At 35.0% G+C, this 26,251-nt stretch carries 21 protein-coding genes and 1 pseudogene; 7 read left to right on the top strand and 15 right to left on the bottom strand.

The genetic code is table 11. The annotated features are described in order from the left end of the window. Positions 1-5: 5 nt before the first annotated feature. Together EKL99_RS10495 and EKL99_RS10490 are read right to left on the bottom strand one after the other, a co-directional pair. Positions 6-1,016 (bottom strand): dipeptide epimerase, encoded by a 1,011-nt coding sequence (locus EKL99_RS10495; protein WP_126554321.1) that lies wholly within the window; start codon positions 1,014-1,016, stop codon positions 6-8. A 48-nt stretch (positions 1,017-1,064) separates the two neighbouring features. Next, positions 1,065-1,898, bottom strand: a complete 834-nt coding sequence (locus tag EKL99_RS10490; RefSeq protein ID WP_126561957.1) for an alpha/beta hydrolase — start codon at positions 1,896-1,898, stop codon at positions 1,065-1,067. A gap of 56 nt (positions 1,899-1,954) precedes the next feature. On the opposite strand from EKL99_RS10490, the gene EKL99_RS10485 reads away from it, so the two are divergent. Then, complete coding sequence (locus tag EKL99_RS10485) at positions 1,955-2,356, top strand: excinuclease ABC subunit B (RefSeq protein WP_126561956.1); 402 nt, start codon at positions 1,955-1,957, stop codon at positions 2,354-2,356. Here the strand turns inward: EKL99_RS10485 and uvrB are convergent. The 3 genes and pseudogenes from uvrB to rlmF form a co-directional block, all read right to left on the bottom strand. Then, positions 2,353-4,344 (bottom strand): excinuclease ABC subunit UvrB, encoded by a 1,992-nt coding sequence (gene uvrB, locus EKL99_RS10480; protein WP_126561955.1) that lies wholly within the window; start codon positions 4,342-4,344, stop codon positions 2,353-2,355. The two genes, EKL99_RS10485 and uvrB, sit on opposite strands and share 4 nt — an antisense overlap. A 125-nt stretch (positions 4,345-4,469) precedes the next feature. Then, positions 4,470-7,522, bottom strand: a pseudogene (locus tag EKL99_RS10475) (TonB-dependent receptor domain-containing protein). A 215-nt stretch (positions 7,523-7,737) separates the two neighbouring features. Further along, positions 7,738-8,724: a 23S rRNA (adenine(1618)-N(6))-methyltransferase RlmF gene (rlmF, locus tag EKL99_RS10470; protein WP_126576911.1), complete on the bottom strand. Its 987-nt coding sequence runs from the start codon at positions 8,722-8,724 to the stop codon at positions 7,738-7,740. A gap of 85 nt (positions 8,725-8,809) precedes the next feature. Between rlmF and EKL99_RS14910 the strand changes: the two genes are divergently transcribed. Together EKL99_RS14910 and EKL99_RS10460 are read left to right on the top strand one after the other, a co-directional pair. After that, positions 8,810-9,043: an alpha/beta fold hydrolase gene (locus EKL99_RS14910; RefSeq protein ID WP_126576921.1), complete on the top strand. Its 234-nt coding sequence runs from the start codon at positions 8,810-8,812 to the stop codon at positions 9,041-9,043. Further along, a complete protein-coding gene (locus EKL99_RS10460; RefSeq protein ID WP_126576910.1) occupies positions 9,024-9,221 on the top strand; it encodes an alpha/beta fold hydrolase in 198 nt (65 codons plus the stop codon). The genes EKL99_RS14910 and EKL99_RS10460 overlap by 20 nt, the downstream gene beginning before the upstream one ends. A 2-nt stretch (positions 9,222-9,223) precedes the next feature. Here EKL99_RS10460 and EKL99_RS10455 read toward each other — a convergent pair whose 3' ends face one another. The 6 genes from EKL99_RS10455 to trmD all read right to left on the bottom strand — a co-directional run bounded on the left by EKL99_RS10455 (position 9,224) and on the right by trmD (position 16,198). After that, positions 9,224-9,886, bottom strand: a complete 663-nt coding sequence (locus EKL99_RS10455; protein ID WP_126515584.1) for a thiamine diphosphokinase — start codon at positions 9,884-9,886, stop codon at positions 9,224-9,226. A 214-nt stretch (positions 9,887-10,100) separates the two neighbouring features. After that, positions 10,101-10,922, bottom strand: a complete 822-nt coding sequence (locus EKL99_RS10450) for a DUF4249 domain-containing protein (protein ID WP_126576909.1) — start codon at positions 10,920-10,922, stop codon at positions 10,101-10,103. A gap of 40 nt (positions 10,923-10,962) precedes the next feature. After that, positions 10,963-13,344, bottom strand: a complete 2,382-nt coding sequence (locus tag EKL99_RS10445) for a TonB-dependent receptor (RefSeq protein WP_126576908.1) — start codon at positions 13,342-13,344, stop codon at positions 10,963-10,965. Between the two features lie 142 nt (positions 13,345-13,486). Beyond that, on the bottom strand, positions 13,487-14,710 hold the full coding sequence (locus EKL99_RS10440; protein ID WP_126460212.1) for an isocitrate dehydrogenase (NADP(+)): 1,224 nt from the start codon (positions 14,708-14,710) through the stop codon (positions 13,487-13,489). A gap of 290 nt (positions 14,711-15,000) precedes the next feature. Beyond that, entirely contained in the window at positions 15,001-15,351 is a 351-nt protein-coding gene (rplS, locus tag EKL99_RS10435) for a 50S ribosomal protein L19 (protein ID WP_126454599.1), read from the bottom strand. 169 nt (positions 15,352-15,520) lie between these two features. Continuing rightward, positions 15,521-16,198 carry a tRNA (guanosine(37)-N1)-methyltransferase TrmD gene (gene trmD / locus EKL99_RS10430; protein ID WP_126460215.1) on the bottom strand — a complete coding sequence of 226 codons (678 nt, stop codon included), beginning with the start codon at positions 16,196-16,198 and terminating at the stop codon, positions 15,521-15,523. A 493-nt stretch (positions 16,199-16,691) separates the two neighbouring features. Between trmD and EKL99_RS10425 the strand changes: the two genes are divergently transcribed. Further along, on the top strand, positions 16,692-19,067 hold the full coding sequence (locus EKL99_RS10425; RefSeq protein ID WP_126576907.1) for a hybrid sensor histidine kinase/response regulator: 2,376 nt from the start codon (positions 16,692-16,694) through the stop codon (positions 19,065-19,067). Here EKL99_RS10425 and EKL99_RS10420 read toward each other — a convergent pair. After that, entirely contained in the window at positions 19,060-19,824 is a 765-nt protein-coding gene (locus tag EKL99_RS10420) for an NYN domain-containing protein (protein WP_126454595.1), read from the bottom strand. The two genes, EKL99_RS10425 and EKL99_RS10420, sit on opposite strands and share 8 nt — an antisense overlap. 283 nt (positions 19,825-20,107) lie before the next feature. On the opposite strand from EKL99_RS10420, the gene EKL99_RS10415 reads away from it, so the two are divergent. Continuing rightward, on the top strand, positions 20,108-21,370 hold the full coding sequence (locus EKL99_RS10415) for a pyridoxal phosphate-dependent aminotransferase family protein (protein WP_126460222.1): 1,263 nt from the start codon (positions 20,108-20,110) through the stop codon (positions 21,368-21,370). A gap of 104 nt (positions 21,371-21,474) precedes the next feature. After that, positions 21,475-21,951, top strand: coding sequence for a hypothetical protein (locus tag EKL99_RS10410; RefSeq protein WP_126576906.1), 477 nt, complete (start codon positions 21,475-21,477; stop codon positions 21,949-21,951). 98 nt (positions 21,952-22,049) lie between these two features. On the opposite strand, the gene EKL99_RS10405 is transcribed toward EKL99_RS10410, so the two are convergent. Beyond that, positions 22,050-23,168, bottom strand: coding sequence for a GTP cyclohydrolase (locus EKL99_RS10405; protein ID WP_126564474.1), 1,119 nt, complete (start codon positions 23,166-23,168; stop codon positions 22,050-22,052). A gap of 279 nt (positions 23,169-23,447) precedes the next feature. Between EKL99_RS10405 and EKL99_RS10400 the strand changes: the two genes are divergently transcribed. Continuing rightward, positions 23,448-23,783, top strand: coding sequence for a tRNA-binding protein (locus EKL99_RS10400; RefSeq protein ID WP_126460231.1), 336 nt, complete (start codon positions 23,448-23,450; stop codon positions 23,781-23,783). A 109-nt stretch (positions 23,784-23,892) separates the two neighbouring features. Here the strand turns inward: EKL99_RS10400 and EKL99_RS10395 are convergent, their stop codons facing one another. Then, positions 23,893-24,273 carry a PUR family DNA/RNA-binding protein gene (locus tag EKL99_RS10395; RefSeq protein ID WP_126460233.1) on the bottom strand — a complete coding sequence of 127 codons (381 nt, stop codon included), beginning with the start codon at positions 24,271-24,273 and terminating at the stop codon, positions 23,893-23,895. Between the two features lie 71 nt (positions 24,274-24,344). Next, a complete protein-coding gene (locus tag EKL99_RS10390; protein ID WP_126576905.1) occupies positions 24,345-26,105 on the bottom strand; it encodes an ABC transporter ATP-binding protein in 1,761 nt (586 codons plus the stop codon). Between the last annotated feature and the right edge of the window lie 146 nt (positions 26,106-26,251).

The following is a 26,251-nucleotide window of genomic DNA, read 5'->3' as shown; positions in this document are numbered from 1 at the left end:
TAAAACTACATTAAAGTTACACCGGTTCCGTTCAAGTCAGAATAGCTTATTTTGCCGAAATCAATGGTAATACCTGTGGCAATATCCTCGGATAATAATAGTGCGCCATCCATATCTACATAATCCAGTTGCGGTAATAAATGCGCAATTGCGGATATTCCAACTGTTGATTCGGTCATGCAGCCCACCATGGTTTTTAACCCTAATTTCTTGGCTTCCTGAATCATTCGTCTTCCGGGAGTTAGTCCTCCACATTTTACTAATTTGACATTTATCCCATGAAAATGATTGTGACATTTGGCTACATCTTCTTCTATAATACAACTTTCGTCGGCTATAATTGGTAAAACAGAATGTTTGAAAACTTCCTTGTGTTCTTCCCAATTGTTTGCCTTCATGGGTTGTTCTAAAAACTCGACACCTAATTTTTTTAGTTCAACGGCATTGTTTATGGTTTCTGCTACACCCCAGCCGCAGTTGGCATCAATTCTAAAAACAGCGTCAGTATGTTTCCTAAGTTCAGTAACAATGGCAATATCTTCCTTTGTACCTAATTTTATTTTATAAATTGGCCAAGGTAATTCTTTCATTTTAGCCACCATTTTTTCTATCGATGCAATTCCTATTGTGTAATCTGTCAATGGATTTTTATCGGTAGTGTAATTCCACAATTGGTACAGTTTTTTTTCTTTTTTACGAGCATACAAATCCGTAAAGGCCATATCCAAAGCGCATAAGGCAAACATATTGTTTTTTAAATACGGATGAATCGCAGCCCAAAATTCTTCAGGGGTTTCATTTGTTTTAGTTTCAATTACAGATCGAATTTTTTCCAAGTCCTGCATCATCACCGGAACAGTTGTCTTGTAGTACGGATTAGAAGTTGCCTCGCCAAAACCTGAATAACCATCACTTTGTAATTCCACAATCAAAGAAGGCTGAAAGTCTATAGATTCTCTCGAAATCGTGAATGTATGTTTCAGTTTAAGGTTGTATGCTCTTAAGATTAGTTCCATAAGGAATGTGATTTTAATGTTTGTTGTGTTTACTTGCAGCAGAATAATTTAGTAACCAAGCCATAAAACAGCTTTTACAAAACCATCACGCCATAATTTTTCATTGTGTTGTCCGCCTTTTACAATTTTCTTTTCATTCAAATTAAGGCAGGAACATCTATTGGAATTCAGTAAATATTCCATTTTATTCAAATCGGTCACCATATCTTCACTTTCATTGTCTCCACATAGAAAATAGATTTTAGACTTTATTTTTTTAGACTTTTCAGTCAGATCATAAATATCTTTGGTAAACCAAAAGGAAGGGGAAAATACTCCCGCTTTTCCAAATATCTCTGGGTATTTTAAAACAGCGTAATACGAAGTAAGACCGCCAAGGGAACTTCCCATGATGATAGTGTTTTTCTTGCCGGTTTTGGTTCTGAACGTTTTATCGATGTGCGGTTTTAAGGTTTTTACGATAAATTCTAAATAACGGTCTGCTTTTCCTCCTTCATATTTCTCGTTTTTAAAAGGCGTCAGTTCATCAATGCGTTTTTCATTTCCATGTTCAACTCCTATAACAATAACGGGTGCTTTTAGGCTATCCAATTTTTCGTCTATATTCCATTCACCTGAATAAGAAGTTGTAGCGTCAAATAAATTTTGAGCATCATGCATGTAAATTACGGATAATTTTCTTTTGGATGTGGCATATTTTTGGGGTAAATACACCCAAATTTTCTTTGTCGATTGAAGCTGTGGAGCCTCGATAGTAAAAGTGGAAACTTGTTTTGATGCCGTACGCTGCTTCGAAGTTCTAACTGAAGGTCTTGGCTCTTGAGCGTTGATTTCTGGTATCAAAAAAAGGATAAACAGCAATAATAGGTATCGTTGAATCATTAGTTCGTTTTGTAATTCAATTTAAAAACAATATTTTAGCTAAAAATAATAATTTGATGGATACATTCGAAGAAAAGAGAAGTTTACTTTTGGAGATGATTGCTTTTTCTACAGTTGATGGTCATTTACACAAGAAAGAATATGATTTTTTGTTTATTATAGCCAATGAATTGAATATAGAAAAAGGAGGTTTCAATGATTTGTTTCATTTAGAATTGCCCCAGTTGCCCATTAAATCCGAATTTCAGCGGATACAGCAATTTTATAGATTGGCCTTACTGATGCATAGCGACGGAATTTTGCACAAGAAAGAAGCTGTTAACATCCAACAAATAGCAATTGAAATGGGACTTAATCCTGCTGCAACAAAACGAATTCTGAAGCTGATGGATGAAGCGCCAAACGCAATTATTAATTCTGAAGTCTTATTGACTGTTTTTCAAGAGCAACATAATTAAGTTAATTGTTGCTGCAATCTCTTGATGTCATCCCGTAATTTTGCCGCCTGCATAAAGTCCAGATCTTTTGCGGCTTTTTCCATCGATTTCCGTTTTTCCCGGATAAGTTTCTCGATTTCCGTTTTTGATAGATATGCAGTTTCCGGTTCTGCTGCGGCATTCAAAGTGAGACCCAATTCATAGTCTACCAAAGGATTTTTGGTAAATGCACTTTCTATTTTTTTGTTTAATGCCTGTGGTGTCTGATTGTTTTCAGTGTTATAATTGATTTGTTTGGTTCTGCGATAATTTGTTTCATCAATGGTTTTTTGCATGCTGGCGGTTATTTTATCCGCATACATAATTGCTTTACCGTTCAGGTTTCTTGCTGCGCGACCAATTGTTTGCGTAAGTGAGCGGTGGCTTCGTAAAAAACCTTCTTTGTCTGCATCTAAAATGGCCACCAAAGAAACTTCCGGTAAATCCAGACCTTCACGAAGTAAATTGACACCAATTAATACATCAAAAATTCCTTTTCGTAAATCTTGCATGATTTCTATTCGTTCCAAAGTGTCGACTTCAGAATGAATATAGCGACAGCGAATATTGACTTTCGTTAAATATTTTGCGAGTTCTTCTGCCATTCTTTTGGTTAAAGTTGTCACTAAAACGCGTTCGTCAATTTCTGCCCGAACCTGAATTTCTTCGATTAAATCATCAATCTGGTTTAAACTTGGTCGGATTTCGATAATGGGATCCAATAATCCTGTCGGACGAATTACCTGTTCCACAACGACACCTTCCGTTTTTTGCAATTCATAATCAGCAGGTGTTGCTGAAACATAAATTACCTGATTTTGCATGGCTTCAAATTCTTCAAACTTCAAAGGGCGATTGTCCATTGCTGCAGGAAGTCGGAAACCATATTCCACTAAGTTCTCTTTTCGGCTTCTATCCCCGCCATACATAGCACTGACTTGTGAAAGTGTTACGTGACTTTCATCAACAACCATTAAGAAGTCACTTGGAAAATAATCCAGCAGGCAAAAAGGTCTTGTTCCAGGTAAACGACCATCCAGATAACGAGAATAATTTTCAATTCCGGAGCAATAACCCAGTTCCCGAATCATTTCCAAATCAAAATTGGTACGTTCTTCCAGTCGTTTAGCTTCCAGATGTTTTCCAATTTCCTTAAAATAATCGACTTGTTTTACTAAATCCTGTTGGATTTCCCAAATCGCACCTTGTAAAACATCCGGTGAAGTCACGAACATATTGGCCGGATAAATCGTCAGTTTATCAAATTTTTCAAGTACTTGAGAGTTCTTGGTGTCAAAACTTTCGATCTCTTCAATTTCATCACCAAAGAAATGGATTCGGTAGGCTTCGTCAGCATAACTAGGATACACATCAACGGTGTCTCCTTTTATTCTAAAACTTCCAGGATTAAAATCGGCTTCCGTTCTGGAATATAAACTTTGCACCAGTTGATGTAATAATTTGGTGCGGGAAATAATTTGTCCTTTTTCAATTGGTATCAAGTTTTTCTGAAATTCGACAGGATTTCCAATACCGTACAAACACGAAACGGAGGCCACAACTAAAATGTCTCTTCGTCCAGAAAGCAAGGATGCAGTGGTTGACATTCGCATTTTTTCCAGTTCTTCATTGATGGATAAATCCTTTTCGATGAAAACGCCGGTTACAGGCATAAAAGCTTCGGGTTGGTAATAATCGTAATAGGAAACGAAATATTCCACGGCATTGTTCGGGAAGAATTGCTTGAATTCCGAGTATAATTGTGCCGCCAACGTTTTGTTGTGTGCCAAAACCAAAGTGGGTCTTTGTACTTCCTGAATTACATTGGCTACCGTAAATGTTTTTCCGGATCCGGTAACACCTAATAAAGTTTGGAATTTATCACCATCAATAATCCCCTGAACTAATTTGTCAATCGCTTGTGGTTGGTCGCCTTTGGGCTGGTAATCGGATACTACTTGAAAATTCATTGGTGTTAAGTGGCAAAGTTTTAGAGCTGTAAAGATACAAGTTTGGATTCTTTTTTTTACCAAAGGATGAGCCAAAAAAAAACCATTCGCGTGGGCGAATGGTTTTTAGTGTAAAACAGGGAGTTCTAGAAACTCAAGCTTAATCGAGCGAAAAGAAATCTTCCGTTTTGACCAAATTGAGAGGTGTTTCTTGAATATGCAAATTGATTTGCATTTGACAAGTCAATTGTTGTTGCATTGGCAGCATAAGTTACATTGCCATTTGTGTCAACACCATTTGCTCTTTTTGCAGTTTGTGTACCAAGATTTACATCAGGATAGATATCAAAAATATTGTTAGCCCCAATTACAACTTTTGTAGTTTCCGTAATTTTGAAACCAACAGATAAATCAGTGATTATTTTTGCGCCCCAGATTGGATGCTCAATTTCGACTGCTAGACCATTTATTATTGCTCCTTCAACTCTTCCATCTCCATTTACATCAGCCGTATTTGGATCAGTAACCTGGCCGAAGTAAACATTTCTCAAAAAGAAATCGAATTTTTTATAAGTAAAGGAGTTGGTTAAATTTCCTTTAACTCTTGGAATGGCTTCTTCTAGATAGACTCTGCTCATTTCAGAAAAATAGCGGTTGATTTGACCATTAGCAACTAAAGTAGGTGAACCTTTAATCGCGCCCACTTGTCTTGTTTGAGAAAAAGTAGTAGCTAAATCAGATTTGATTACTATGGCTCCTAAATTTAGCTTATGTGTTATAATGATATCAATTCCTTTAGACTCTGTACTAATAGCATTGGCAAAAAAGGTTGCCGCATTTGCTCCAGCGAGATCAAATTGTAATTGAAGCTCTCTCTGTGGCGTTCCGTCAGCAAACGTTCCCGATGGACGAGAAAATTGATCCGTCAAAGTTACTCTGTCATCTATTCTTACAATATAAGCATCGGCAGTCAAAGTAATGTTTCCTTCTGGAATCTTAGCGGTAAAACCAATACTGGCACTTTTAGATTCTTCTTGTTTCAATTGTGGGATTCCAAGGGCTTGTGCTGCCGGGGAATCATTACTAAATGTGCTTACTTCAAATGGTACACCACCAACAAATTGAGTCGCTGTAGCATTAAAATTGATTTGATGTAAAGAAGGAGCGCGAAAACCTGTGGAAACAGCACCACGCAAATTAATGTTGTCTGTTAGTTTATAACGACTGGCAACTTTAAAATTAGTAGTGTTTCCGAAATCAGAATAGTTTTCAAAACGAACGGCTCCGTTCAATAACCATTTTTCTGTAACATCATATTCAAGATCTCCATAAATAGCGGTACTGTTACGACCTTTGTCAATAGCATTTGTTGGCCTGAAACCCGGAAATACTTGGGAGCCATTCCCTCTAATAGATCCAAAGAAATCAGTTACTATCAGATTAGCGGGGGTTACTCCTGGTAAAGCGACATCACCATTTATATCATATAAATTATATGATTCTGGTTGTCCTGCACTAATACTATAGTTTTCATTTCGGTATTCAGCTCCAAAAGCAACGTTCAAATCACCAAATTTTCGGTTCATGTCGAAATTAGTTGTGTTTTGGCTAAAGGCTAATCCACCAGCGTCAAATTCAGTAGGAGAGTTTTCTCTCATGGAAGAATTGACGGTATTTTCAACGCCATAATCAAATGCATTTCTTCCAAAAGTATTGCTTAAGTCAAAATTCCAATTTTCGAAAATTATACCTCTAAGACCCGCTGCTGCTGAGATATCGTTGATTGTAGAATGTATTTCTGGTAAAAAACCATTTGGATACAATCCGGTATACGATCTAGATTGATTTGGTCTTCTGTAAAAACCGGCGGCTTCACCAGTTCTGTAGCTGTTCCCTCCAAAAGCATACAATTCTAATTTATCAGTTAAAGGATAGGCAGCATTTACAAAGAATTGTGAGCTTTGAAGTGATGATTGACCTACTCGCATATTAAAATCATTTCGTACTAAACCTCTAAAGGCTAGTTCGTCAGTTGTGGCATCAACTCCTAATAAAGTTCTCATCCCCGGTAAATTCCCTGATGTAGCAGCATTTTGGATTGCAGTTTTTGTTGCTGCATCAAAATAACTTACTTGTTGCGCATACGTATTAATTGTGTTCAGCAAACCGTTATAAAAACCAGGGGTAGTAACGTATTCGCATACAAACTATTAATGTTAATACCTGCTATTCTAGCTCTTTCTTCAACAGCATTGTATCGGTTAAATAAATTTCCTTTAACTTCTTTAGCACGACTTGTTTGACCTCGCAATTGAGCACTTGCCGTAATATTAATGAAACTTTTTTCCTTTCCTAAATTTGTTCCGTAGTTCAAGTCAATTTGAATGTTGTTTCCATCATTTCCACCGGTATGGTCGTTAGCATTTTTAGAAAAATGACTTCCTCCAAAAAGGTTTATTTCTAATTTTTTAGTATCTTTTTTCATGTTGATGTTAATTACACCAGCAATAGCATCTGAGCCATATTGAGCTGAAGCTCCATCTCTTAATACCTCAATTTTTTCGATAGCAAAAGCGGGAATGGAATTCAAGTCGGTACCTACAGCTCCTCTACCAGGGGATCCATTAATATTTACCAAAGAAGAAGTGTGTCTTCTTTTTCCGTTTATTAAAACCAACACCTGATCAGGACCTAAACCTCTTAATTGTGCAGGGTCAATGTGATCCGTTCCATCAGCTACAGTGGTTGTATTTGAGGTAAATGATGGCGCAACCATATTTAAAATCTGATTCAAATTCGTTTGAGCACCTTGTGAAGCGATCTCTTTCATAGAAATAACATCAATAGGCACTGCAGATTCCGTTACGGTTCTTGTAGGATTACGGGAGCCCATTATAACTATATTTTGTAATGTTTCGCCACTTCCCGTTAAAGTAATGTTTAGTGTACTTCCTGTGATTTTAACTGATTTTGTTTCTAAACCTACATAGGAGAATTGTAAAATATCTCCAATTTTTGCAGTAATGGTGTATTTACCATCTATATCTGAAGTAGTGCCCTTTGCAATTCCTTTGATCATAATGGTTGTTCCAGGTAAGGTGGCGTTGGAGTCGTCAGTAACAACACCGGAGACTCTAATTTCTTGGGCAGTTATTACTGCTGAAAAAATTAAAGTTAGAATAAAGAAAAGTTTTTTCATTTTTGGTAATTTAATGTTAGAACCGTAAAAATACTACTTAAATGGCGTTAATTAGAATAAAAACAATCAAGATATTTGTTAAATGGCAAATAATTATTATTTACATTTTTTTTTATGAAAAAACTAGTTTGAGTTCTTCTTATTGAACATGTACTATTTTTATTGATAAAGATCTTTCATTTCTAACCAGAACAAGGAGTAATTAGGCTGATTTTTTAAAATTTCCAAGCTTTTTGTTGTGCTTCACTGAGGAAAGTCCAAGCAATAATTCGGCTAGTTTTTTGGCCTTGAGCCATATCGATGGTTTTAATTTCGACCACACTTACTTTGTTTAATGTTTTGTAAAGACTGGAAAGATTCTCTTTTTTAGATACCAAAGTTGTAAACCACAAGCACTGCATCGGATATTTTGCACTTTCGTAAATCATCTGGGTTACAAAACCTAATTCACCGCCTTCACACCACAATTCTGCATTGTGACCACCAAAATTTAAAACAGGTTTAGCGTCACTTCGTTCGGCTGTACCTCGGGTTGTAGTTTTAGCATTTTCTAAATTGTTGATTTTTCGAATCGTGCTTTTCGTGGCTTCATCTTGCGAGGCATGAAAAGGTGGGTTACAAATGGTAAACGTAAATTTGTCTTCGGGAGTGATTATATTTTTAAAAATAAAGCGCGATTCCGTTTGTTGTTGTAAGCTGATAGCGTCAATCAATTTTGGATTTTCTTCAATAATGGCACTGCAATTTTCAATTGCTTTTAAATCGGTATCTGTACCTACAAAACTCCATCCGTACGCTGAATTACCAATTATAGGATAAATGCAATTCGCACCTACGCCTATATCTAAGCCTTGAACGGTTTCTCCTTCAGGAATGATTCCGTTGTTGCTTGAAGCTAATAAATCTGCTATATAATGGATGTAATCCGCTCTTCCGGGAATGGGCGGACAAAGATAATTTTTAGGAATATCCCAGTTTTGAATGTCGTAATGGGACAACAATAATGCTTTGTTAAGCGACTTTACCGCATCGGGATTACTAAAATCAATTGTTTCTTCCAAAGCGTCTGGATTGTGCTTATTGGCGGAAACAAAAGGCTTTAATTCAGGGGATTTTTGAATTAGTTCCTCAAAATTATATCCAAATCTATCCAGATTTCTGGGATGTAAATTAGTCTTTTCGGTAATCGTTTTCGCTTTCATTTTTTTTATTTCGATGCAAATATAGGCATAACTATTTTGTAAATGGATAAAGACGTTTTTGGCCCACTAAACAGATGAAAAATAAATCACAAAATTAGAATATTGCGTTTTTTCGAAACCCGACCTTTTTTTTATTCACGGCTCGCCTGGCAGTTGGAATGCTTTTAAAGAATATTTTCAGGATGCTTTATTGCTTAAAAAATACCGAATGATTGCGATTGACCTATCGGGTTTTGGATTCAGTGATTTTGGCGATGCAGAAAATTTAAGGGTACAATCTCAAAGAATATCGAAGTTTCATGAAAAAAAATACATGTGATGTAACGATTATTCATGGAACAAAAGATGTTTTGGTGCCGTACAGCAATGTTGCTTTTATGCAAAAAAAGTTTACCAATGCTAAATCAATCGATTCAATAACGATCAAAAAAGCGAATCATTTTATTCCTTGGAGTCATTATGAAATTATAAGAAATGTATTGTTGAACATGCAATAAAACTAATCCAGGCATTCCATCATTAATAGATCACCTTCATTATGTTCTATTGTTACGATTCCGTCTTTGAGGACGTGGTTGCTGCTGCCGGTTCTGTAACCAATAGTCAGACTATCATCTTTCAGCGGATAAAATAAATTATCAGAATGAATTCCAGTGACGTGACCTATAGGGATTAATGAAATAGGAGTGTTTGCCGTATACCATTTTTCGAATTTTTTAGGCAAAAGGAATACTTTTGAGTGATCGTCCAGAATGACAATTTTCAATAAATTTCTATATCTCGTAATGTTGGTAATATTGGTTATGGTATGATCAGCTCTTCGTCCGGTGGCCCAAACGACGTTTACAGCAGGAATTTTTCTTTCGATTAAATAGTCAAAAGCTTTTTCTAAATCGGTTTTATTCTGATCCGGAGTATGAATTATTTCGATGGGATATTGAGACGTTTTATAAATTTCTGGGTCAAATCCTCGGTCAAAATCTCCTAAAAGCACATCGACTTTGATGTCTAGTTCCATAACGCGAACCATAGCCGAATCTAATACGACCACGAGTGGTGACCATTCCAGTAATTGACCCAATAGTTCCGGGTTACAGGAAGCGCCATTGGCAATGATTAAAGCAGGTTCTTGGTCGTCGCGAACGATATGGTGTGAAGACATTGTGAATTATGAATTATGAATTATGGTGTAAAAGTAAATAAAAGTTCTCGTTTTATCTCTCACGTACTAGCCCGGATGGCAATGAAAACCAAAACAGGTTGTAAACTTTAGTTTTCCGGCAGTAGAAGAGCGACCAAAGGAAGCTCCTTATACGGTCTGGAAAACTGTTTAGAGCCTGTTTTTGGTTGTAATGAACAGCCGGATTAGCTCCTGATTATTCAATCGTGTAACTTCTAACATCAACTTCGCTAAGGGAGAAATAACCCAAAGGATAATTAGCCGAATCCGTGGTGTTGATTATGTTTCCTCTTACGGTAGCAGGCGGAGATTGAAACGGTCCGCCACCATTATTTCCTGCAATACTCACTAATACACTCATGTAATTGTAGTATGCTTTTGAAATTCCGAAGTGGATTATTTCAATTTTATCGTCTTTTTTTAACTCGTCATTTTGCGACATACTGAAAAATTCGTTTCCGTTGAAAAACTCATCTTGGTCAACATAAAAATTTGATTTTGATTGGTTTGAATACACATATTTGTATAGGTAATAATTGGTTTCACCCGCTGGATCTTGGTAGAATGTTTTAATTTCAATGTCAGTCCCTGTAAAACCGCCTTGATTGTTTTGAACAATTTTTGTGATTGGCGTAACGGGTTTTAGTGTATCGGTTGCGGTATACGTATTGCCATTGCTGATAACTGTCAGTGTATAGGTTTCGTTGATTACCGGTATAAAAGTAGCGCAAGTATATTCGCCGGTATTTGCAATTTCCGAAAAAGTAAAAACCACATTAGCACTATTTTTTATAGACACTGTTGCTCCGGAAACTTTTGGAATAGTTGTACCGTAAAATCCAGTTGTTGTAGTCAGTTTTATTTTTTGTTGATTTCCCGAAGTTCTTTTTTTCCAATTAATTGCTGCTTCAATTACCAGTTTTGGTGGAGCATTATCTAAATCTACTTCGACAACATCTTCACAACTTGCCGAAAAAATAGCGATGAGAAGTACCAGATATAGTGTTGTTTTTTTCATGATTTTATTTTTTATTTAGTTGCCTTGTAGAATGCTAAGCTTAAAATTTAAAGTTATAGCTCACCGCTGGAACTACACCAAATATCGAAGTTTTTACAGCTTCATTGATTCCTGTATCTGTATTTTGTCTAAAATTAATAGAAGCGGCATTTTTCCGATTGTACAAATTGTAAATGCTAAAAACCCATTCGCCTTTCCATTGGCGGTCTTTGTTGCTTTTAGGAGTCAAAGTAGCGGCAATATCCAGGTGGTGGTAAGCGGGGAGCCGATTTCTATTTCTCAATCCATAACTGGGTAGATTGATGCCTAAGTATTCATATTGTCCAACAGGATATGTTACCGGTTGCCCAGTTTGCAGGGCAAAATTAGCTCCAAAAGACCATTTTTCATTTAGATTGTAGGAACTGGTTATTGCAATATTGTGCAGTTTGTCATATACGGAATTGTACCATTGGCCGTTGTTGATTCCGGTTTCGATTGAGGTTCTTCCCGGAGTTTGTTGCTCGGATTTGGATAATGTATACGATATCCAGCCATTAAATTTCCCTTCGTTTTTTCGGAACATGATTTCTAAACCGTATGATCGTAATTGCCCGTTCAGGATTATTTGTTCAATGGCTTTATTGGCAATCAAATTAGCACCATCAATATAATCCAAGCGGTTTTGCACTTCTTTATAATACGTTTCTACTTCAAGGGAATACATTCCTTCTTGAAAGTTTTTAAAATAACCCAAAGCCACCTGATCTGCAATTTGGGGTTTAATGAAATTATCGCTTGGCGTCCAGACATCAAGTGGAGTTGGCGATGTGGTGTTCGAAATTAATTGTAAATACTGTACCATCCTGTTGTAACTTGCTTTTATGGATTGGTTGTCATTGATTTTGTACGCCAATGAAAAACGAGGTTCCAGATAATTATAGCTTTGGATGACTTTATTTTTGTCGTAAAATTTAGTGTTAATTGGAGTCGCTTTTTCATAAATCTGTAATTCCGAATTGAAGATAACCGGATTGTCATTTTCATAAATATTCACGGTAGATTGCCCTAAACGGTAAAATATACTGTATCGAAGTCCGTAGGAAAGGGCTATTCTGTCGGATATTTCGTGATCAGCGTTGATGTAAACTGCGGGTTCAAAAGCATATTTTTTATCCAATTGAGCAAAATTTATTCCGGAGTCCGTATCAGATGGCTTGATGGTTCCCGGATTGAATTCGTAATAAATTCCGTTTACTCCGTAATTCAATTTGAATATATCTGAAATGTAATTCTTGAAATCGTATTTGATATTGTAATTTTTGATGCCGGAATCCCATTTGAACCCTACAAAATCCAAATCCAAACCGTAATAATAATCGCTGTAAATGAGCGATAAATTAGAAAATAATTTTTCAGAAAACAAGTGATTCCAGCGCAAGTTTAAAGTGGTGTTTCCATAAATATTGGTAAAACTTTTGTTCAGGCTGAAGACATCTCGGCCAAAATAACCCGATAAATACAGACTGTTATTTGCATCTAATTTATAACTCAACTTGGTATTTAGGTCATAAAAATAAGCGGAGTTGTTTTTTTGTTTTTCGGATAGCTTCAGGAATAAATGCGCATAGGAACTTCTGCCACCAATCAGGAAGGAACCTTTGTCTTTTACCAATGGTCCTTCAGCCAAAATACGACTGGAAATCAATCCGATTCCTCCATTGATATGAAAATTTTTGCTGTTGCCGTCTTTTTGATAAATATCCAACACAGAAGAGGCTCTTCCACCATAACGAGCTGGAATTCCGCCTTTGTACAACTTCAAATCTTTGATGGCATCCGGATTAAAAACAGAGAAAAAACCAAAAACGTGTGAAGAATTGAATATGGTAGCTTCATCGAGCAGAATTAAATTCTGGTCGGCACCGCCACCACGAACATTAAATCCTGAAGCGCCTTCACCAGCATTTGTAACACCGGGCAGTAATAAAATAGATTTTAAAACATCGACTTCGCCCAGCACAACGGGCATTTTCTTGATCGCTGAAATGGAGAGTTTATTGACGCTCATTTCGGGTTTTTTGATGTCTATTTTGGTTTCATTATCCGTAATAACAACTTCTTTCAAGGCGGTTTCATCACTGAATAAATTAAAATTATTTTTTAGGTTTTGACTCAAGTCGATTAGCTCTTCCTTGGTTTGAAATCCTAAATAGCTAATTTGTACGTTATAGATTCCTTTTGGAACTGTGATGGAGTAAAATCCATATTCATTGGTAGTTACTCCGGTTTTGAGTTCAAGGATTACAATGTTGACGCCTATTAAAGTTTCGTTGCTGTTGGCGTCAATAATAGTTCCGCTTAGCGTAAATTTCTCTTGAGCGAAGCATGAAAAGGAGCATAGTAATACCACTAAAAAGGGAATAATTTTCTTTGGAGTCATTGTTTAAATTTTTCTAAATACAAAAATGCAAATTACATTAAATAGAACAGTATTTGACATATAACAACCGTTAAGGTATTGCTAAGGTAAAAAAAAAGACAACTGTTTCCAGTTGTCTTTTTAATATTATGTAGTAAAAAAATTAAGCTAGTTTAGCATCTAAATTTTCTTGTATCGCTGCTAAGAAAGCCTCGGTAGTCAAGTAATCTGCAGCAGTCAACCCTTCTGGTTTTACTAACATCGCTAAGTCTTTAGTCATTTTTCCGCTTTCAACAGTATCAATGCATACTTGTTCTAGAGTATGACAAAAATCAATTAAAGCTTGATTTTCGTCCAGTTTACCTCTGTGTTCCAATCCTCTTGTCCATGCAAAAATAGAGGCGATTGGGTTTGTTGATGTTGCTTTTCCTTGTTGGTGTTGTCTGTAGTGACGTGTAACTGTTCCGTGAGCCGCTTCTGCTTCTAGAGTTTTTCCATCAGGAGTAACTAATACTGAAGTCATTAATCCTAACGAACCAAAACCTTGTGCAACAGTGTCAGATTGAACATCACCGTCATAGTTTTTACACGCCCAAACAAAACCACCACTCCATTTCATTGCAGAGGCAACCATGTCATCGATCAAACGGTGTTCGTAAGCAATTCCTGCTTCAACGAATTGTGCTTTGTAGGTAGATTGATATACTTCTTCAAAAATATCTTTGAAACGTCCGTCATAGGCTTTCAAAATAGTGTTTTTTGTAGAAAGATATAAAGGCCATTTTTTTGTCAAAGCCATTTGGAAAGAGGAATGTGCAAAACCGTAAATACTTTCATCCGTATTATACATTGCCATTGCGACTCCGTCTCCTTTATAATCGTATACTTCCCAAGTTTGAGTTTCTCCTTCTTCAGGAACAAAAGTCATTGTTAGTTTCCCTTTTCCTTTGATAACAGTATCTGTAGCTTTGTATTGGTCTCCAAAAGCATGACGACCAATAACGATAGGCTGTGTCCAACCCGGTACTAAACGAGGTACGTTTTTCATGATAATTGGTTCACGGAAAACGGTTCCGCCTACAATATTACGGATGGTTCCGTTTGGAGATTTCCACATTTTTTTTAAACCAAATTCGGTAACACGGTCTTCATCAGGAGTAATTGTGGCACATTTAATACCAACATTGTATTTTTTTATTGCCTCAGCAGAGTCAATAGTGATTTGGTCATTACTAGCATCTCTGCTTTCCATTCCTAAATCGTAATATTTAATATCTAAATCTAAATAAGGAAGAATTAATTTTTCCTTGATAAAGGACCAAATAATTCGTGTCATTTCGTCACCATCCAATTCAACTACCGGATTAGCTACTTTAATTTTTGTCATAATGTATTGATATATGTAATTCTTATTTTTTAAATGTAGCTACAAATGTAATAAAACGTTATCGTAAAAGAAAATGCGTTTTCATTTGTTTAAAATGAATTGTCAAATTATTACTTTAGGATGGTCAAAATAAGAATATGGAAAATATATTCCTTATTTCTTGTCAAAAAATAAGTGCTTCAAATGCATTCAATTTTAATAAAATTGGTAGAATAGTATTGAATAGCTTGACTTTAAACCAAAAAAAAATCCTGACAACGTCAGGACTTTTATAATAAAGAGATATTTGACTATCTTCTTTTGTCTTTAATTTTAGCTTTTTTACCAGTAAGTTCTCTGAAGTAGAAAATTCTAGCTCTACGAACTGCACCTTTTTTGTTGATTTCCACTTTTTGTAAAGCTGGTAAGTTTACTGGGAAGATACGCTCTACACCAATAGCACCTGACATTTTGCGAATCGTGAACGTTTCTGTATTAGCAGAACCTCTTCTTTGAATAACAACTCCTTTAAAAAACTGAGTTCTTGTTTTTTCACCCTCTCTAATCTCGTAGTAAACAGTGATAGTATCTCCAGCTGCAAAAACTGGGAAATCTTTTCTTGTTACAAATTCGTCTTGAACGAATTTCATTAAATCTGCCATGATATTTTTTAATTATGGTTTGTATTAAGTCAACATTCACGGATCTCGCCAGAGGTTGAGCTAATGTGGGTGCAAAAGTAAATAAAAAAGTTTAAAGTTTAAAGTTTTTCTTGTTTAAAGTTTAGAAGTTCTTGAATACCACCTTTAAACCTTAAACTTCAAACAAATTTTAATCTTCCAACAAATCCGGTCGTCTGTTCTTCGTGTGTTCGTAGGCCATATCCTCGCGCCATTTGTCAATTTTGGCAAAATTCCCGCTGGTCAAAACCTCCGGAACTTTCCATCCGTTGTAATCTGCCGGACGAGTGTATATAGGACCTGATAATAATCCGTCCTGAAAACTATCCGTCAATGCGGAGGTTTCATCACTCAAAACACCAGGAATCAATCGGATCAATGCATCTGATAATACTAATGCTCCTAATTCACCACCACTCAAAACGTAATCACCAATAGAGATTTCCTTGGTAATAAAATGATCGCGTACCCGCTGATCTACTCCTTTATAATGTCCGCAAAGGATAATAATATTTTCATACATTGACATCGTATTGGCCATTTTCTGGTTTAGGGTTTCCCCGTCCGGCGACATGTAAATGATTTCATCGTAGGCTCTCTCGCTTTTCAAATGCGTAATACAGGCGTCGATAGGCTGTACGGTCATCACCATTCCGGCGCCACCGCCATAGGGATAATCATCTACGCTTTTTTGTCTGTTGGTCGTGTAATCCCGCAGATTATGAAAATGAACTTCCACCAGACCTTTGTCAATAGCTCGTTTCATGATCGAAGCCTCAAACGGACTTCGCAATAATTCTGGCAGAACAGTAACAATATCAATGCGCATAATTTTAAATCTTAGTTTGAAAAGGGCAAAGGTACAAAGATGCCAAGGTTTTCAAATAACCATTTACCAATTCAGCGATTAAACTTTTCTTCAGGAGCTATTTCCAGCTTTACACTGTATCTTTCCTTGCTTAAAGAAAGCAAGAAAAGGATGCCGTTTCAATCTGGGCTAGGTGTTTGTCAAAATAGGATGTTTTAATTAATAATTGTATCAAACAAAGCAGCAGTATTTTTTTATGGTGCTTTCTAAACGCTATCATAAAGGAAATATTTGTTAAACATTGCATTTAAAAGTTTGAAAATGAACGTTTGAAAATGAACGTTTGAATTCGTGTGTTGTAAGCTCTATTTGAAGGGGGTTATTATGCTTTGAATTAGTAAACCCAACGAGTTACTTTTTTGTATCAAATGCTAGCAATTTTAAAACCTGTTATAAAACCAAACTTTATCTTTCAACGTATATAAACTAATATTTAATTATACAGTTTGCGGCGATGGGTAAAAAAATAGATAAATGGATTTATGTTTCTTTAGTTGTATTGTTTTTTACTAAATCATTTTCTCAATATGAATTCAGTAATGGAACTATACCCAAAGAAGTTTCATTGCACAATTACACTACAGTTGCAGATGTTGGTCAAAGAAATCTAGATATTCACTATGTTCTTGCCAACTTTAATTCATTTAATCCTAAAAAACTTCAAACTGAAAATGATGATTTAGGTTTTTCTCAAAATAATTTTTGGTCAAAAACGGAGCTTATAAACGCTAGTGATCGGACTTTGAATTATTATTTAGAAACGGCCAGACCTATAACGGATTTAGTAGAATTGTATTTTATTGATAGCACTTCGGGGAAAATTACCAAAATGGTAAGCGGTGATAATATGCCCTTTTCTGAGCGAAGTTTTGATAATCGTAAAACTATTTTTAAGATTAAAATTTTGCCAAATTCGAGGCAGCAATTATTTTTGCATCTAAAAAGTGATGGTGAAGTTGTCAACATGCCGGTCATGTTGTACTCTTCAGAAAACTTTATAAAGTTGATTTCAAACGAGCAGTTGTTTTTTGGTATATTCTATGGTATTCTGGCCATTGTTTCTATTATTTATTTATTCTTCTATTTTGCCTTACGCCAAAAAGCATTTTTATATTATAGTTTATATGTTGTTTTTATCGGCTTAATGCAGTTCTCTTTAGATGGTTATTTTTATGAGTTAATTACCCCTAAAGGCGGTTGGTTTTCGCTTCGTGCAGTGTTGCTTTTTGCGATGATTGCAGGTTTTTTGCTGGGCAAATACAGTGAAGTTTTTTTGAATATCAAAAAACATAATAAAATAATTTACTTTTTGTTTACTGTTCTTTATTTTTTAGCTTTTGTTTTAATTGTATGTATTTTATTTGTTCCTAAGGCTTTAGCTTTGTGTTATCCATTGGCAAACGTGCTGGGATTGCTGATTCTTATCTTGATTATAAGTTCTGTCGTGTATCTGTATTGTAAAAAAATACATGTAGATGGTTTTTTTACAATGGGTATTTTCTTTTTGGTGCTCGGCTTTGGCATTTTTATTCTCAATAACTTCAGTCAAATTCCCAATTCGTTTCTAACAGATAACAGCTCTAAATTAGGTACTGGTTTGGAAGTTATTTTTCTTTCCCTTTCTATGGCTAATTTGATTCGGAATCTTAAAAATGAAAAAGACAACCTCAATCGTCTTGCTTTGATTCGTTCTGAAGAAATGAATGATTTGAAATCTTATTTTTTATCCAATATTAGTCATGAATTACGTACTCCATTGAATGCTATTATGAATTTGATTGAGTCAATTTCTAATGAAGTTGAAGATGATACGATCAAACATAAATGCAAAATCATAAAGTATTCTTCGTATAGTTTATTGAGTTCGGTCAATGATATTCTTGATTTTTCTAAAATTGAAAAAGGGGAATTAAAACTGGAAAACAATCCATTTGATCCCGTACAGGTTTTAGAGTATTTAAATAATAATGCGATCAATATAGCGAATGAAAAGGGACTTGAGTTTCAATTTTCGAAATCAAAGAATATTCCTGATTTTTTGATTGGAGATGCTAATCGATTGGTTCAGATCGTTAATAATGTATTAAGTAATGCCATTAAATTCACCTTAAAAGGGTGTGTGAAGTTTACTATTGATGCGGAATTATTGCCCGGCAACAGGGCGAGCTTGATATTGACCATTTCAGATTCCGGGGTGGGGATTTCTCCTGATAAAAGGGAACGTATTTTTGATTCTTTTTATCAAAAGAGTAGTGATAATAAGAAAAAATTCAGCGGACTTGGATTAGGACTTTATATCGTGAAAACATTGGTAGATATGCAAAACGGAAGTATTAAAATGGATAGCGTGATTAATGTGGGAACCACCTGTGTCATGACGATTGATTTTGAGGTCTCTGAACAAAAAAAAGGCATAGGAACAACTGCTAAAATGGGAATTGAAAATGATTTAGAAGGGAAATCCATTTTAGTAGTTGAAGACAATCCTATAAACCAGATGGTGATCAAAATGATTACTAAAAAATGGTTGAATACCACAGTTATGTTTGCTAATAATGGTCAGGAAGGGATAATGGCATTGATTAAAAATCAATTTGATATTGTACTGATGGACCTTCAAATGCCAGTGATGGATGGTTATGAAGCTACAATTGCAATAAGAAATGGAGCAGCAGGTATACACAATAGGCATATTCCTATTATTGCTGTAACAGCGGATGTCATGGAGGCCACAAAACAGCGGGTTAAGGAAATAGGAATGAATGATTATTTGTCTAAACCAATCAAAAAAGAAGTGCTATATGAGGCAATCAAAAAATTAGTTAACTAAATCGCAATCGTACATAAACGTGTTTGATTCCTTTTTTATCGGAGTCTCTTTCGTCAATTTCCAGAATATCGGTCAATGATTTCAACATTGGAGTTAATTTAGAAAAGCCATAATTTCTAGGATCAAACTCTGGTTTTTTCTTCACAATAAGATTTCCTACGTCACCGAGAAATGCCCATCCACTGTCATCACCTATGTCTTCAATGGTTGATTCTATTAATTCAATGGTGTGCAAATCAATTTTGTTCAACGTTTTTGGGGCAACTTTTTTAGGATCAGTGGCCGTTGGTTTTTTTGTTTTTTTCTTGATTGCGCCATCCAGAACCTCAATATAGATGAAGCGATCACAGGCGACAATAAATGAATTGGGTGTTTTTTGCTCTCCAATACCAATCACTTTCATACCGGATTCTCTAAGCCTAATTGCTAAACGGGTAAAATCAGAATCACTGGATACAATACAAAAACCATCCACTTTGTCAGAATATAATAGATCCATTGCGTCAATAATCATCGCTGAATCTGAGGAGTTTTTTCCTACAGTATAGCTGTATTGTTGAATAGGCGTAATGGCATGCTCTAATAAAACACTTTTCCATCCACCAGCATTAGGTTTCGTCCAATCAGCATAAATACGTTTGGTGGTTGGTGTGCCAAATTTAGCAATTTCTTCCATCATTCCTTTTACATTGCTGTAGGGAACATTATCAGCATCAATTAGAACCGCTAATTTTAACTCTTTTGTGTCCTGTGCCATAAACTTTAGTATTGAAATATTTATTCAAAGATACAATGTTTATTGATAAAACGATTTTGAATCAAAATCGTTTCAAAGTTTAGTGAGATATACTTTTTGTTGTGTTATTAGCAGGAATGAAGCATTTTTTTTTAGATAATGTAACAGATATCGCATATAGTAGGAAATTGTCAGGAATTATCGTTGTAATAAACTAAAAATAAATTTGTTTTCAAGTCCTTTATAAAATATAAATAATTATTTTTGCAACTTCTTAAAAATTAAAATTATTACTTAATATATTATGGTAAAAGATTTATTCGAAAGGATTCAAAACAATAAAGGACCATTAGGAAAATGGGCTTCACAAGCGGAAGGTTATTTTGTTTTTCCTAAATTAGAAGGTGAGTTAGGTCCAAGAATGCAGTTTGATGGGAAAGATATTTTGAATTGGAGTTTAAATGACTACTTGGGTCTTGCTAATCACCCGGAAGTACGGAAGGCAGATGCTGATGCGGCTGCACAATATGGAGCAGCTTATCCTATGGGCGCCCGAATGATGAGTGGACATACCAAATATCATGAGCAATTAGAAAATGAATTAGCTGCTTTTGTAAGCAAAGAGTCAGCATATTTATTGAATTTTGGCTACCAAGGAATTATGTCTACAATTGATGCATTAGTAACTAAAAATGATGTAATTGTGTATGATGTTGATGCACATGCTTGTATCATTGATGGTGTTCGTTTGCACATGGGAAAACGTTTTACATACCGTCATAACGATCTTGCAAGTATGGAAAAAAACCTGCAACGCGCCACAAAATTAGCTAAAGTAACTGGAGGAGGAATCCTTTTCATAACGGAAGGCGTTTTTGGAATGCGTGGACAGCAAGGGAAATTGAGAGAGATTGTGGACATGAAACAAAAATATAATTTCCGTTTGCTTGTTGATGATGCACATGGATTTGGAACACTTGGAAAAACAGGTGCCGGAGCAGGTGAAGAGCAAGGAGTTCAGGATGATATTGATGTTTATTTTTCCACTTTTGCTAAATCAATGGCTAATATTGGTGCTTTTGTAGCTGCGGATAAAGACATTATCGATTATCTTAAATACAACATGCGTTCTCAAATGTTCGCTAAGTCCTTGCCAATGATTCAAACAATTGGTTCTTTGAAACGATTGGAATTGTTGCGTAATCACCCAGAATTGAAAGACAAACTTTGGGAGAATGTTAATGCATTACAAAACGGATTAAGAACCAGAAACTTTAATATTGGAGACACAAACACATGTGTTACTCCTGTTTATTTAGAAGGCAGTGTTCCGGAAGCTATGGTTATGGTGAACGATTTGAGAGAGAATTACGGAATTTTCCTTTCGATTGTAATTTATCCTGTTATTCCAAAAGGAATTATCTTATTGAGAATGATACCTACAACCTCACATGAATTATCAGATATTGAGGAAACACTAGTTGCTTTTGAAGCCATTCGTGAAAAATTAGTAAATGGAACCTATAAAGAGATTGCAAGTAAAACAAAAGTTGATTTAGACGCTTAGTCTTATAAAATAAGTTATTCTAATCCATCCTGCTTTCTTTAGCAGGATGGATTTTTTTATACTTAAAAAGAAGTGATATCTTTATACAACAAAAAACAAAGGGTATGAAAAAAGGGATTGTATTGGGTGTCATTTTTTTTAGTTTTTTAATTTCATGTCATAAAAGTAAACAGCTGGAAGAAGCCGCAAGTCCAAATGTTTCTATAGAAAAGGATGTTAAAGAGTCTATTATGGAAGAATGTTACACCGGTGTTATAAAGAATGATACCATTTCTATGATTTTGAAAATAGAAAATGAGCAATATGTTTCAGGAAAATTAAGGTATAATTTCTATGAAAAAGATAAAAATAATGGGACATTAGTAGGAGAAATAAAAGGAGATACGCTTTATGCAGCGTATACCTTCATGTCCGAAGGGCTTATGACTGTACGGCAAGTTGTTTTCTTAAAAAAAGGGAATACTTATGTGGAAGGTTATGGTGATGTGGTTGATAATAAAGGGAAAGTAACGTTTAAAGATAGAAAGCAATTAAAATTTAATGTAAGTGTGGTGTTGTCTAAAGTAAATTGTATCCTTTGATTTATAATTTCCTTTTAAGAATTTAGCATGCAGGCATTTAAAACTAAAAATTCATCAGCAAAACTGATGAATTTTTTTAATTCAATACTTGTCAAATACTACAATTCTAACCGATACGTGCATCTTCGTTTGTGAATTAATGGATTAAAATGTTTCCACAAGTTTAGACTGGGAGCATTATCAGCTAATTCAGGGGTTCTAAAACAATTAACAATCCCTTTTTTTCGGAAAGTTTCATAGTATTCTTTAAAAATAATTGCGGTAACGGCTTTGTTTTGATATTCCGGCAATACGCCTATCAGATAGAAAATGACATCTTTGCTGTATTTTTTTGCCAATAGTAAATGTAGAAATCCAAGCGGGAATAATTTCCCTTTGGATTTTTGTACTGCCTTTGCAAAAGAAGGCATCACAATGCTAAAGGCCACGATGTTATGATCTTTGTCTTCTACAAATTTGATAAATTCAGGATTGATAAAGCTGATGTATTTTTTCTTGAAATACTCTTTTTGAGTGTCGGAAATAGCAACAAATGACGATAGGGAAGCGTAGGATTTATTAAATAAATCAAACATTTTATCCACATGAGGCATGACCTCTTTAGTTGTTTTGAAATTAAGCGGACTTAACTGGTATCTTTTTTTGACTAAATCATTTGCTTTTTCAAAAAATTGTAGTTTTACGTTTTCAAAAGGAAATTTACTCTCAATATATTCTTTCTCTTTTACATAGCCCAATTGCTCAAAATGACGTGCATAATATTCATGGTTGTACCAAGTAATCATGGTTCCTATTTGGTCAAAACCTTCGGTCAGAATACCTACTTTGTCTAGATTTGAAAATCCCATCGGGCCTTCAACATGTTCTAAATTGTTTTTCCGTCCTAATTCATATACTTTTTCTAAGAGTGCTTTCGTTACCTCGATGTCATCAATGACGTCAAACCAGCCAAAACGCACTTTCTTTTTTTGCTGATCATTTACCTCACTCCAATTGATAATTGCCGTAATTCTGCCTACTATTTCGGTATTTCTTTTAGCAACATAAAAATAGGCTTCGGCAGTTTCAAAAGCGGGATTTTTTGTTTTATCAAATCCTTCCAGTTCTTCAGCAATTAATGGCGGAACCCAGTTTTTATTGTTTTTGTATAAAGAAAAAGGGAATTTGATAAAATCAGTTAATTCGCTTTTTGTTTTTGCTTCTTGTATGGTGATCATTGCGTAGGATTGATTCAATGTATAGTTACTGTTTTATTGAGGCACAAAACTACGAATATAATTAACTTATACATGAAAAAGTAAAAAAAGGCCATATTATTCCTTTGTGTGAAGGACTCGTATTTTAGGTTTTTATTGGTAAGGAATATGTCACGGATATTTCTATCACTATTGCTGTATTTGAGTTTGTCGATTAAGAGCTGGTTTTTCCTTGCGGATTGGCGTTGTATAAATAGTTAAAATAGTATATTTATAACTCAAAACTAAAACTAAGATTTTATGGAATTATCCTGGACTGAATTCGAAAAAGTAGAGATGCGTATAGGAACAATTCTGGCAGTGAATGATTTCCCCGAAGCGAGAAAACCAGCGTATCAGCTCACAATAGATTTTGGTTCCGAAATTGGAATCCGAAAAACATCCGCACAAATAACGAAACGGTACCGGAAAGAGGATTTGCTAGACCGACAGATTGTTGCCGTAGTCAATTTTCCTAAAAAACAAATTGGAAAATTTAGTAGTGAATGTTTAATTTTAGGAGCAGTTGGTCAGGAAGGGGACGTGATTTTACTGGCGCCGGATTTCAAAATTCAAAACGGATTGCGAATTGGCTAATTTGTGAAAGGAATTCTTGCAATCAACTGTAAATTAATTTTCTATAACAAAAAAGTCCAAAAATCAGATGATTTTTGGACTTTTTTATTGGTAAGTAAGGAACTAAATATTAAATATCATCAAATTCTATATCGGTAAAAGTTGATGTTTGCGGTATGATTTCATCTTCTGATTTCTCAGAGGCATATTCTTTTTTGAAATCTTTTTGGTGTCTTTCTGATATTACTTCGTCGCCTTTGTGGTTCAAAACATAAGAAGTCATTTCGCCAAGAATTTCTGCAAAAGCAGCAAAATCTTCTTTGTATAAATAGATTTTATGTTTTTTGAAATGGAAAGATCCATCTTCTTCCGTAAATTTCTTGCTCTCAGTAATGGTAATGTAATAATCATCTGCTTTTGTCGCTCTCACATCAAAGAAATACGTTCTTCTTCCAGCTCTTAAAACTTTAGAAAATATCTCTTCTTTTTCTAACATGTCATGTTCTCTCATAATCCTTTCTGTCAATTTATGGTTGTTAACTAGTATCCAAAAATCTATAAAAAATATGTATTATACAACAATTATAGCATTTCTTTTTCTGAAAGTTGTTTCAAATACAAAGCAGCATAATACCCTTCTTGATTTATCAATTGATTATGAGAGCCTTGTTGGATAATTTGTCCTTTTTCGATAATGATAATTCGATCGGCATTTTTAGCTGATGATACGCGGTGACTCACTATAATAGTTGTTTTGTCCTTGCAGATTTCTTGCAAATTGTTTAATATCGCTTCTTCGGTCTCAGTATCCACTGCTGACAAGCAATCGTCCAAAAGTAAAATAGGGGGATTCTTAATAATTGCTCTGGCAATGGAAACTCTTTGTTTTTGACCTCCGGAAAGTGTAATTCCTCTTTCGCCCAGAACCGTTTCGTATTGTTTGTTGAAGCCCATAATGTTGTCATGTACCACAGCACTTTTGGCAGCAGATTTCACTTCCTCTTCTGAAGCATTTTCTTTCCCAAACATAATATTATTCTTGATACTGTCCGAAAACAAAAAGGCATCTTGTGGCACAATACCAATGCTGTTGCGTAAATCAAACAGATTAATGGTGCTTATTTCATTTCCGTCAATATTTATTTTCCCGGCTGTAACATCATACATTCTGGAAATCAACGATAAAATAGTCGATTTTCCGGAACCTGTTTTTCCTAAAATGGCTAAGGTTTCTCCTTTTTTTACTGTGAACGAAATATTTTGTAACGCTTTGATGTTAGTGTCCTCGTAGGTATAACTTACGTTTTCAAAAGAAATAGAACCTTCAATTATGGATTTGTTTTCGTTTTTGTTTTTTATCTCGGGTTCAATTTTTAAAAATTCATTTAACCTTTTTTGAGAGGCTTCGGCCTCCTGAACCATTGACGAAACCCAACCTAGTGAAGCCACGGGCCAGGTCAGCATGTTGACATATAGGATGAATTCAGCGATGGTTCCAATGCTTTTGATCGTTCCATCAATGTACATCAGACCTCCAAAATAGATGACCACTAAGTTACTGATTCCTATAAGGGCAAGCATTAATGGTCCAAATAAAGATTGTACTTTGGCTAAATTCAAGCTTTTGCTTTTGCTCTCATGGGCTAAATTCACCATGTTTTTTTGGTGTTGATCTTCTAATGAATATGCTTTGATCACTCGGATTCCTGAAAATATCTCCTGCGAAAAACTAGAAACTTTAGATAAATATTGTTGAAAAATGGTGCTTCTTACGTTGATTTCGGAACTAAGTTTAAAAATGGCATAGGACAATAGCGGCAAAGGCAGCAAGGTATACAGAGTCAATCTTGGCGATACGTTATACATATACACAATTACAATAGCAAAACGAATTACGGTATTTATAGTATACATCACCGCAGGACCTACATACATTCGGACCTTGGATACATCTTCGCTGATTCGGTTCATCAAATCGCCGGTACGATTTTGTTTGTAAAAATTTTGAGATAAATTCTCATATTGCCGAAACACTTCGTTTTTTAGATCAAATTCGATGTGGCGCGACATCACGATTAGGGTTTGTCTCATCAAAAAAGTAAGAAAACCAGCAATGATTGTTGTGGCAATAATTAGTAAAATATTCGCAACTAATTCCTCGTAAATGACTGATTTGGCTACGGTTTTATCTTTGGCGAAAGCCTCAATTACCTTAAAAGACTTGCTGATCAGCTTGGGTGTAAAAAGCATAAAGATCTGTGCAATAATGGTAAAAACAATCCCCAGTAAAAAACTGTATTTGTATTTGACGAAATATTTATTTAAATAACGTAATTCTTTCATTTTTATGATATTCTATGTTGAAATAGTTTTATTGATGGTATAAAATTTTGCTTTTAGTAATTTTAATAATAATTTTTCGATTGTGTAAATTGCTGAATAAACAATTTTTATATAAGATGTTACCGCATATTTATTTTTTGTGTAAT

The sequence above is a fragment of the Flavobacterium sp. ZB4P23 genome (assembly GCF_003970375.1).
Lineage (GTDB): Bacteria > Bacteroidota > Bacteroidia > Flavobacteriales > Flavobacteriaceae > Flavobacterium.
This window is presented reverse-complemented; position numbering and strand designations above follow the sequence as displayed.

Excerpts from the sequence above, each read along its gene's own strand:
- EKL99_RS10495 (WP_126554321.1), bottom strand. The coding sequence starts at position 1,016 with ATGGAACTAATCTTAAGAGCATACAACCTTAAACTGAAACATACATTC.
- EKL99_RS10490 (WP_126561957.1), bottom strand. The coding sequence starts at position 1,898 with ATGATTCAACGATACCTATTATTGCTGTTTATCCTTTTTTTGATACCA.
- EKL99_RS10485 (WP_126561956.1), top strand. The coding sequence starts at position 1,955 with ATGGATACATTCGAAGAAAAGAGAAGTTTACTTTTGGAGATGATTGCT.
- uvrB (WP_126561955.1), bottom strand. The coding sequence starts at position 4,344 with ATGAATTTTCAAGTAGTATCCGATTACCAGCCCAAAGGCGACCAACCA.
- rlmF (WP_126576911.1), bottom strand. The coding sequence starts at position 8,724 with ATGAAAGCGAAAACGATTACCGAAAAGACTAATTTACATCCCAGAAAT.
- EKL99_RS10460 (WP_126576910.1), top strand. The coding sequence starts at position 9,024 with ATGAAAAAAAATACATGTGATGTAACGATTATTCATGGAACAAAAGAT.
- EKL99_RS10455 (WP_126515584.1), bottom strand. The coding sequence starts at position 9,886 with ATGTCTTCACACCATATCGTTCGCGACGACCAAGAACCTGCTTTAATC.
- EKL99_RS10450 (WP_126576909.1), bottom strand. The coding sequence starts at position 10,922 with ATGAAAAAAACAACACTATATCTGGTACTTCTCATCGCTATTTTTTCG.
- EKL99_RS10445 (WP_126576908.1), bottom strand. The coding sequence starts at position 13,344 with ATGACTCCAAAGAAAATTATTCCCTTTTTAGTGGTATTACTATGCTCC.
- EKL99_RS10440 (WP_126460212.1), bottom strand. The coding sequence starts at position 14,710 with ATGACAAAAATTAAAGTAGCTAATCCGGTAGTTGAATTGGATGGTGAC.
- rplS (WP_126454599.1), bottom strand. The coding sequence starts at position 15,351 with ATGGCAGATTTAATGAAATTCGTTCAAGACGAATTTGTAACAAGAAAA.
- trmD (WP_126460215.1), bottom strand. The coding sequence starts at position 16,198 with ATGCGCATTGATATTGTTACTGTTCTGCCAGAATTATTGCGAAGTCCG.
- EKL99_RS10425 (WP_126576907.1), top strand. The coding sequence starts at position 16,692 with ATGGGTAAAAAAATAGATAAATGGATTTATGTTTCTTTAGTTGTATTG.
- EKL99_RS10420 (WP_126454595.1), bottom strand. The coding sequence starts at position 19,824 with ATGGCACAGGACACAAAAGAGTTAAAATTAGCGGTTCTAATTGATGCT.
- EKL99_RS10415 (WP_126460222.1), top strand. The coding sequence starts at position 20,108 with ATGGTAAAAGATTTATTCGAAAGGATTCAAAACAATAAAGGACCATTA.
- EKL99_RS10410 (WP_126576906.1), top strand. The coding sequence starts at position 21,475 with ATGAAAAAAGGGATTGTATTGGGTGTCATTTTTTTTAGTTTTTTAATT.
- EKL99_RS10405 (WP_126564474.1), bottom strand. The coding sequence starts at position 23,168 with ATGATCACCATACAAGAAGCAAAAACAAAAAGCGAATTAACTGATTTT.
- EKL99_RS10400 (WP_126460231.1), top strand. The coding sequence starts at position 23,448 with ATGGAATTATCCTGGACTGAATTCGAAAAAGTAGAGATGCGTATAGGA.
- EKL99_RS10395 (WP_126460233.1), bottom strand. The coding sequence starts at position 24,273 with ATGAGAGAACATGACATGTTAGAAAAAGAAGAGATATTTTCTAAAGTT.
- EKL99_RS10390 (WP_126576905.1), bottom strand. The coding sequence starts at position 26,105 with ATGAAAGAATTACGTTATTTAAATAAATATTTCGTCAAATACAAATAC.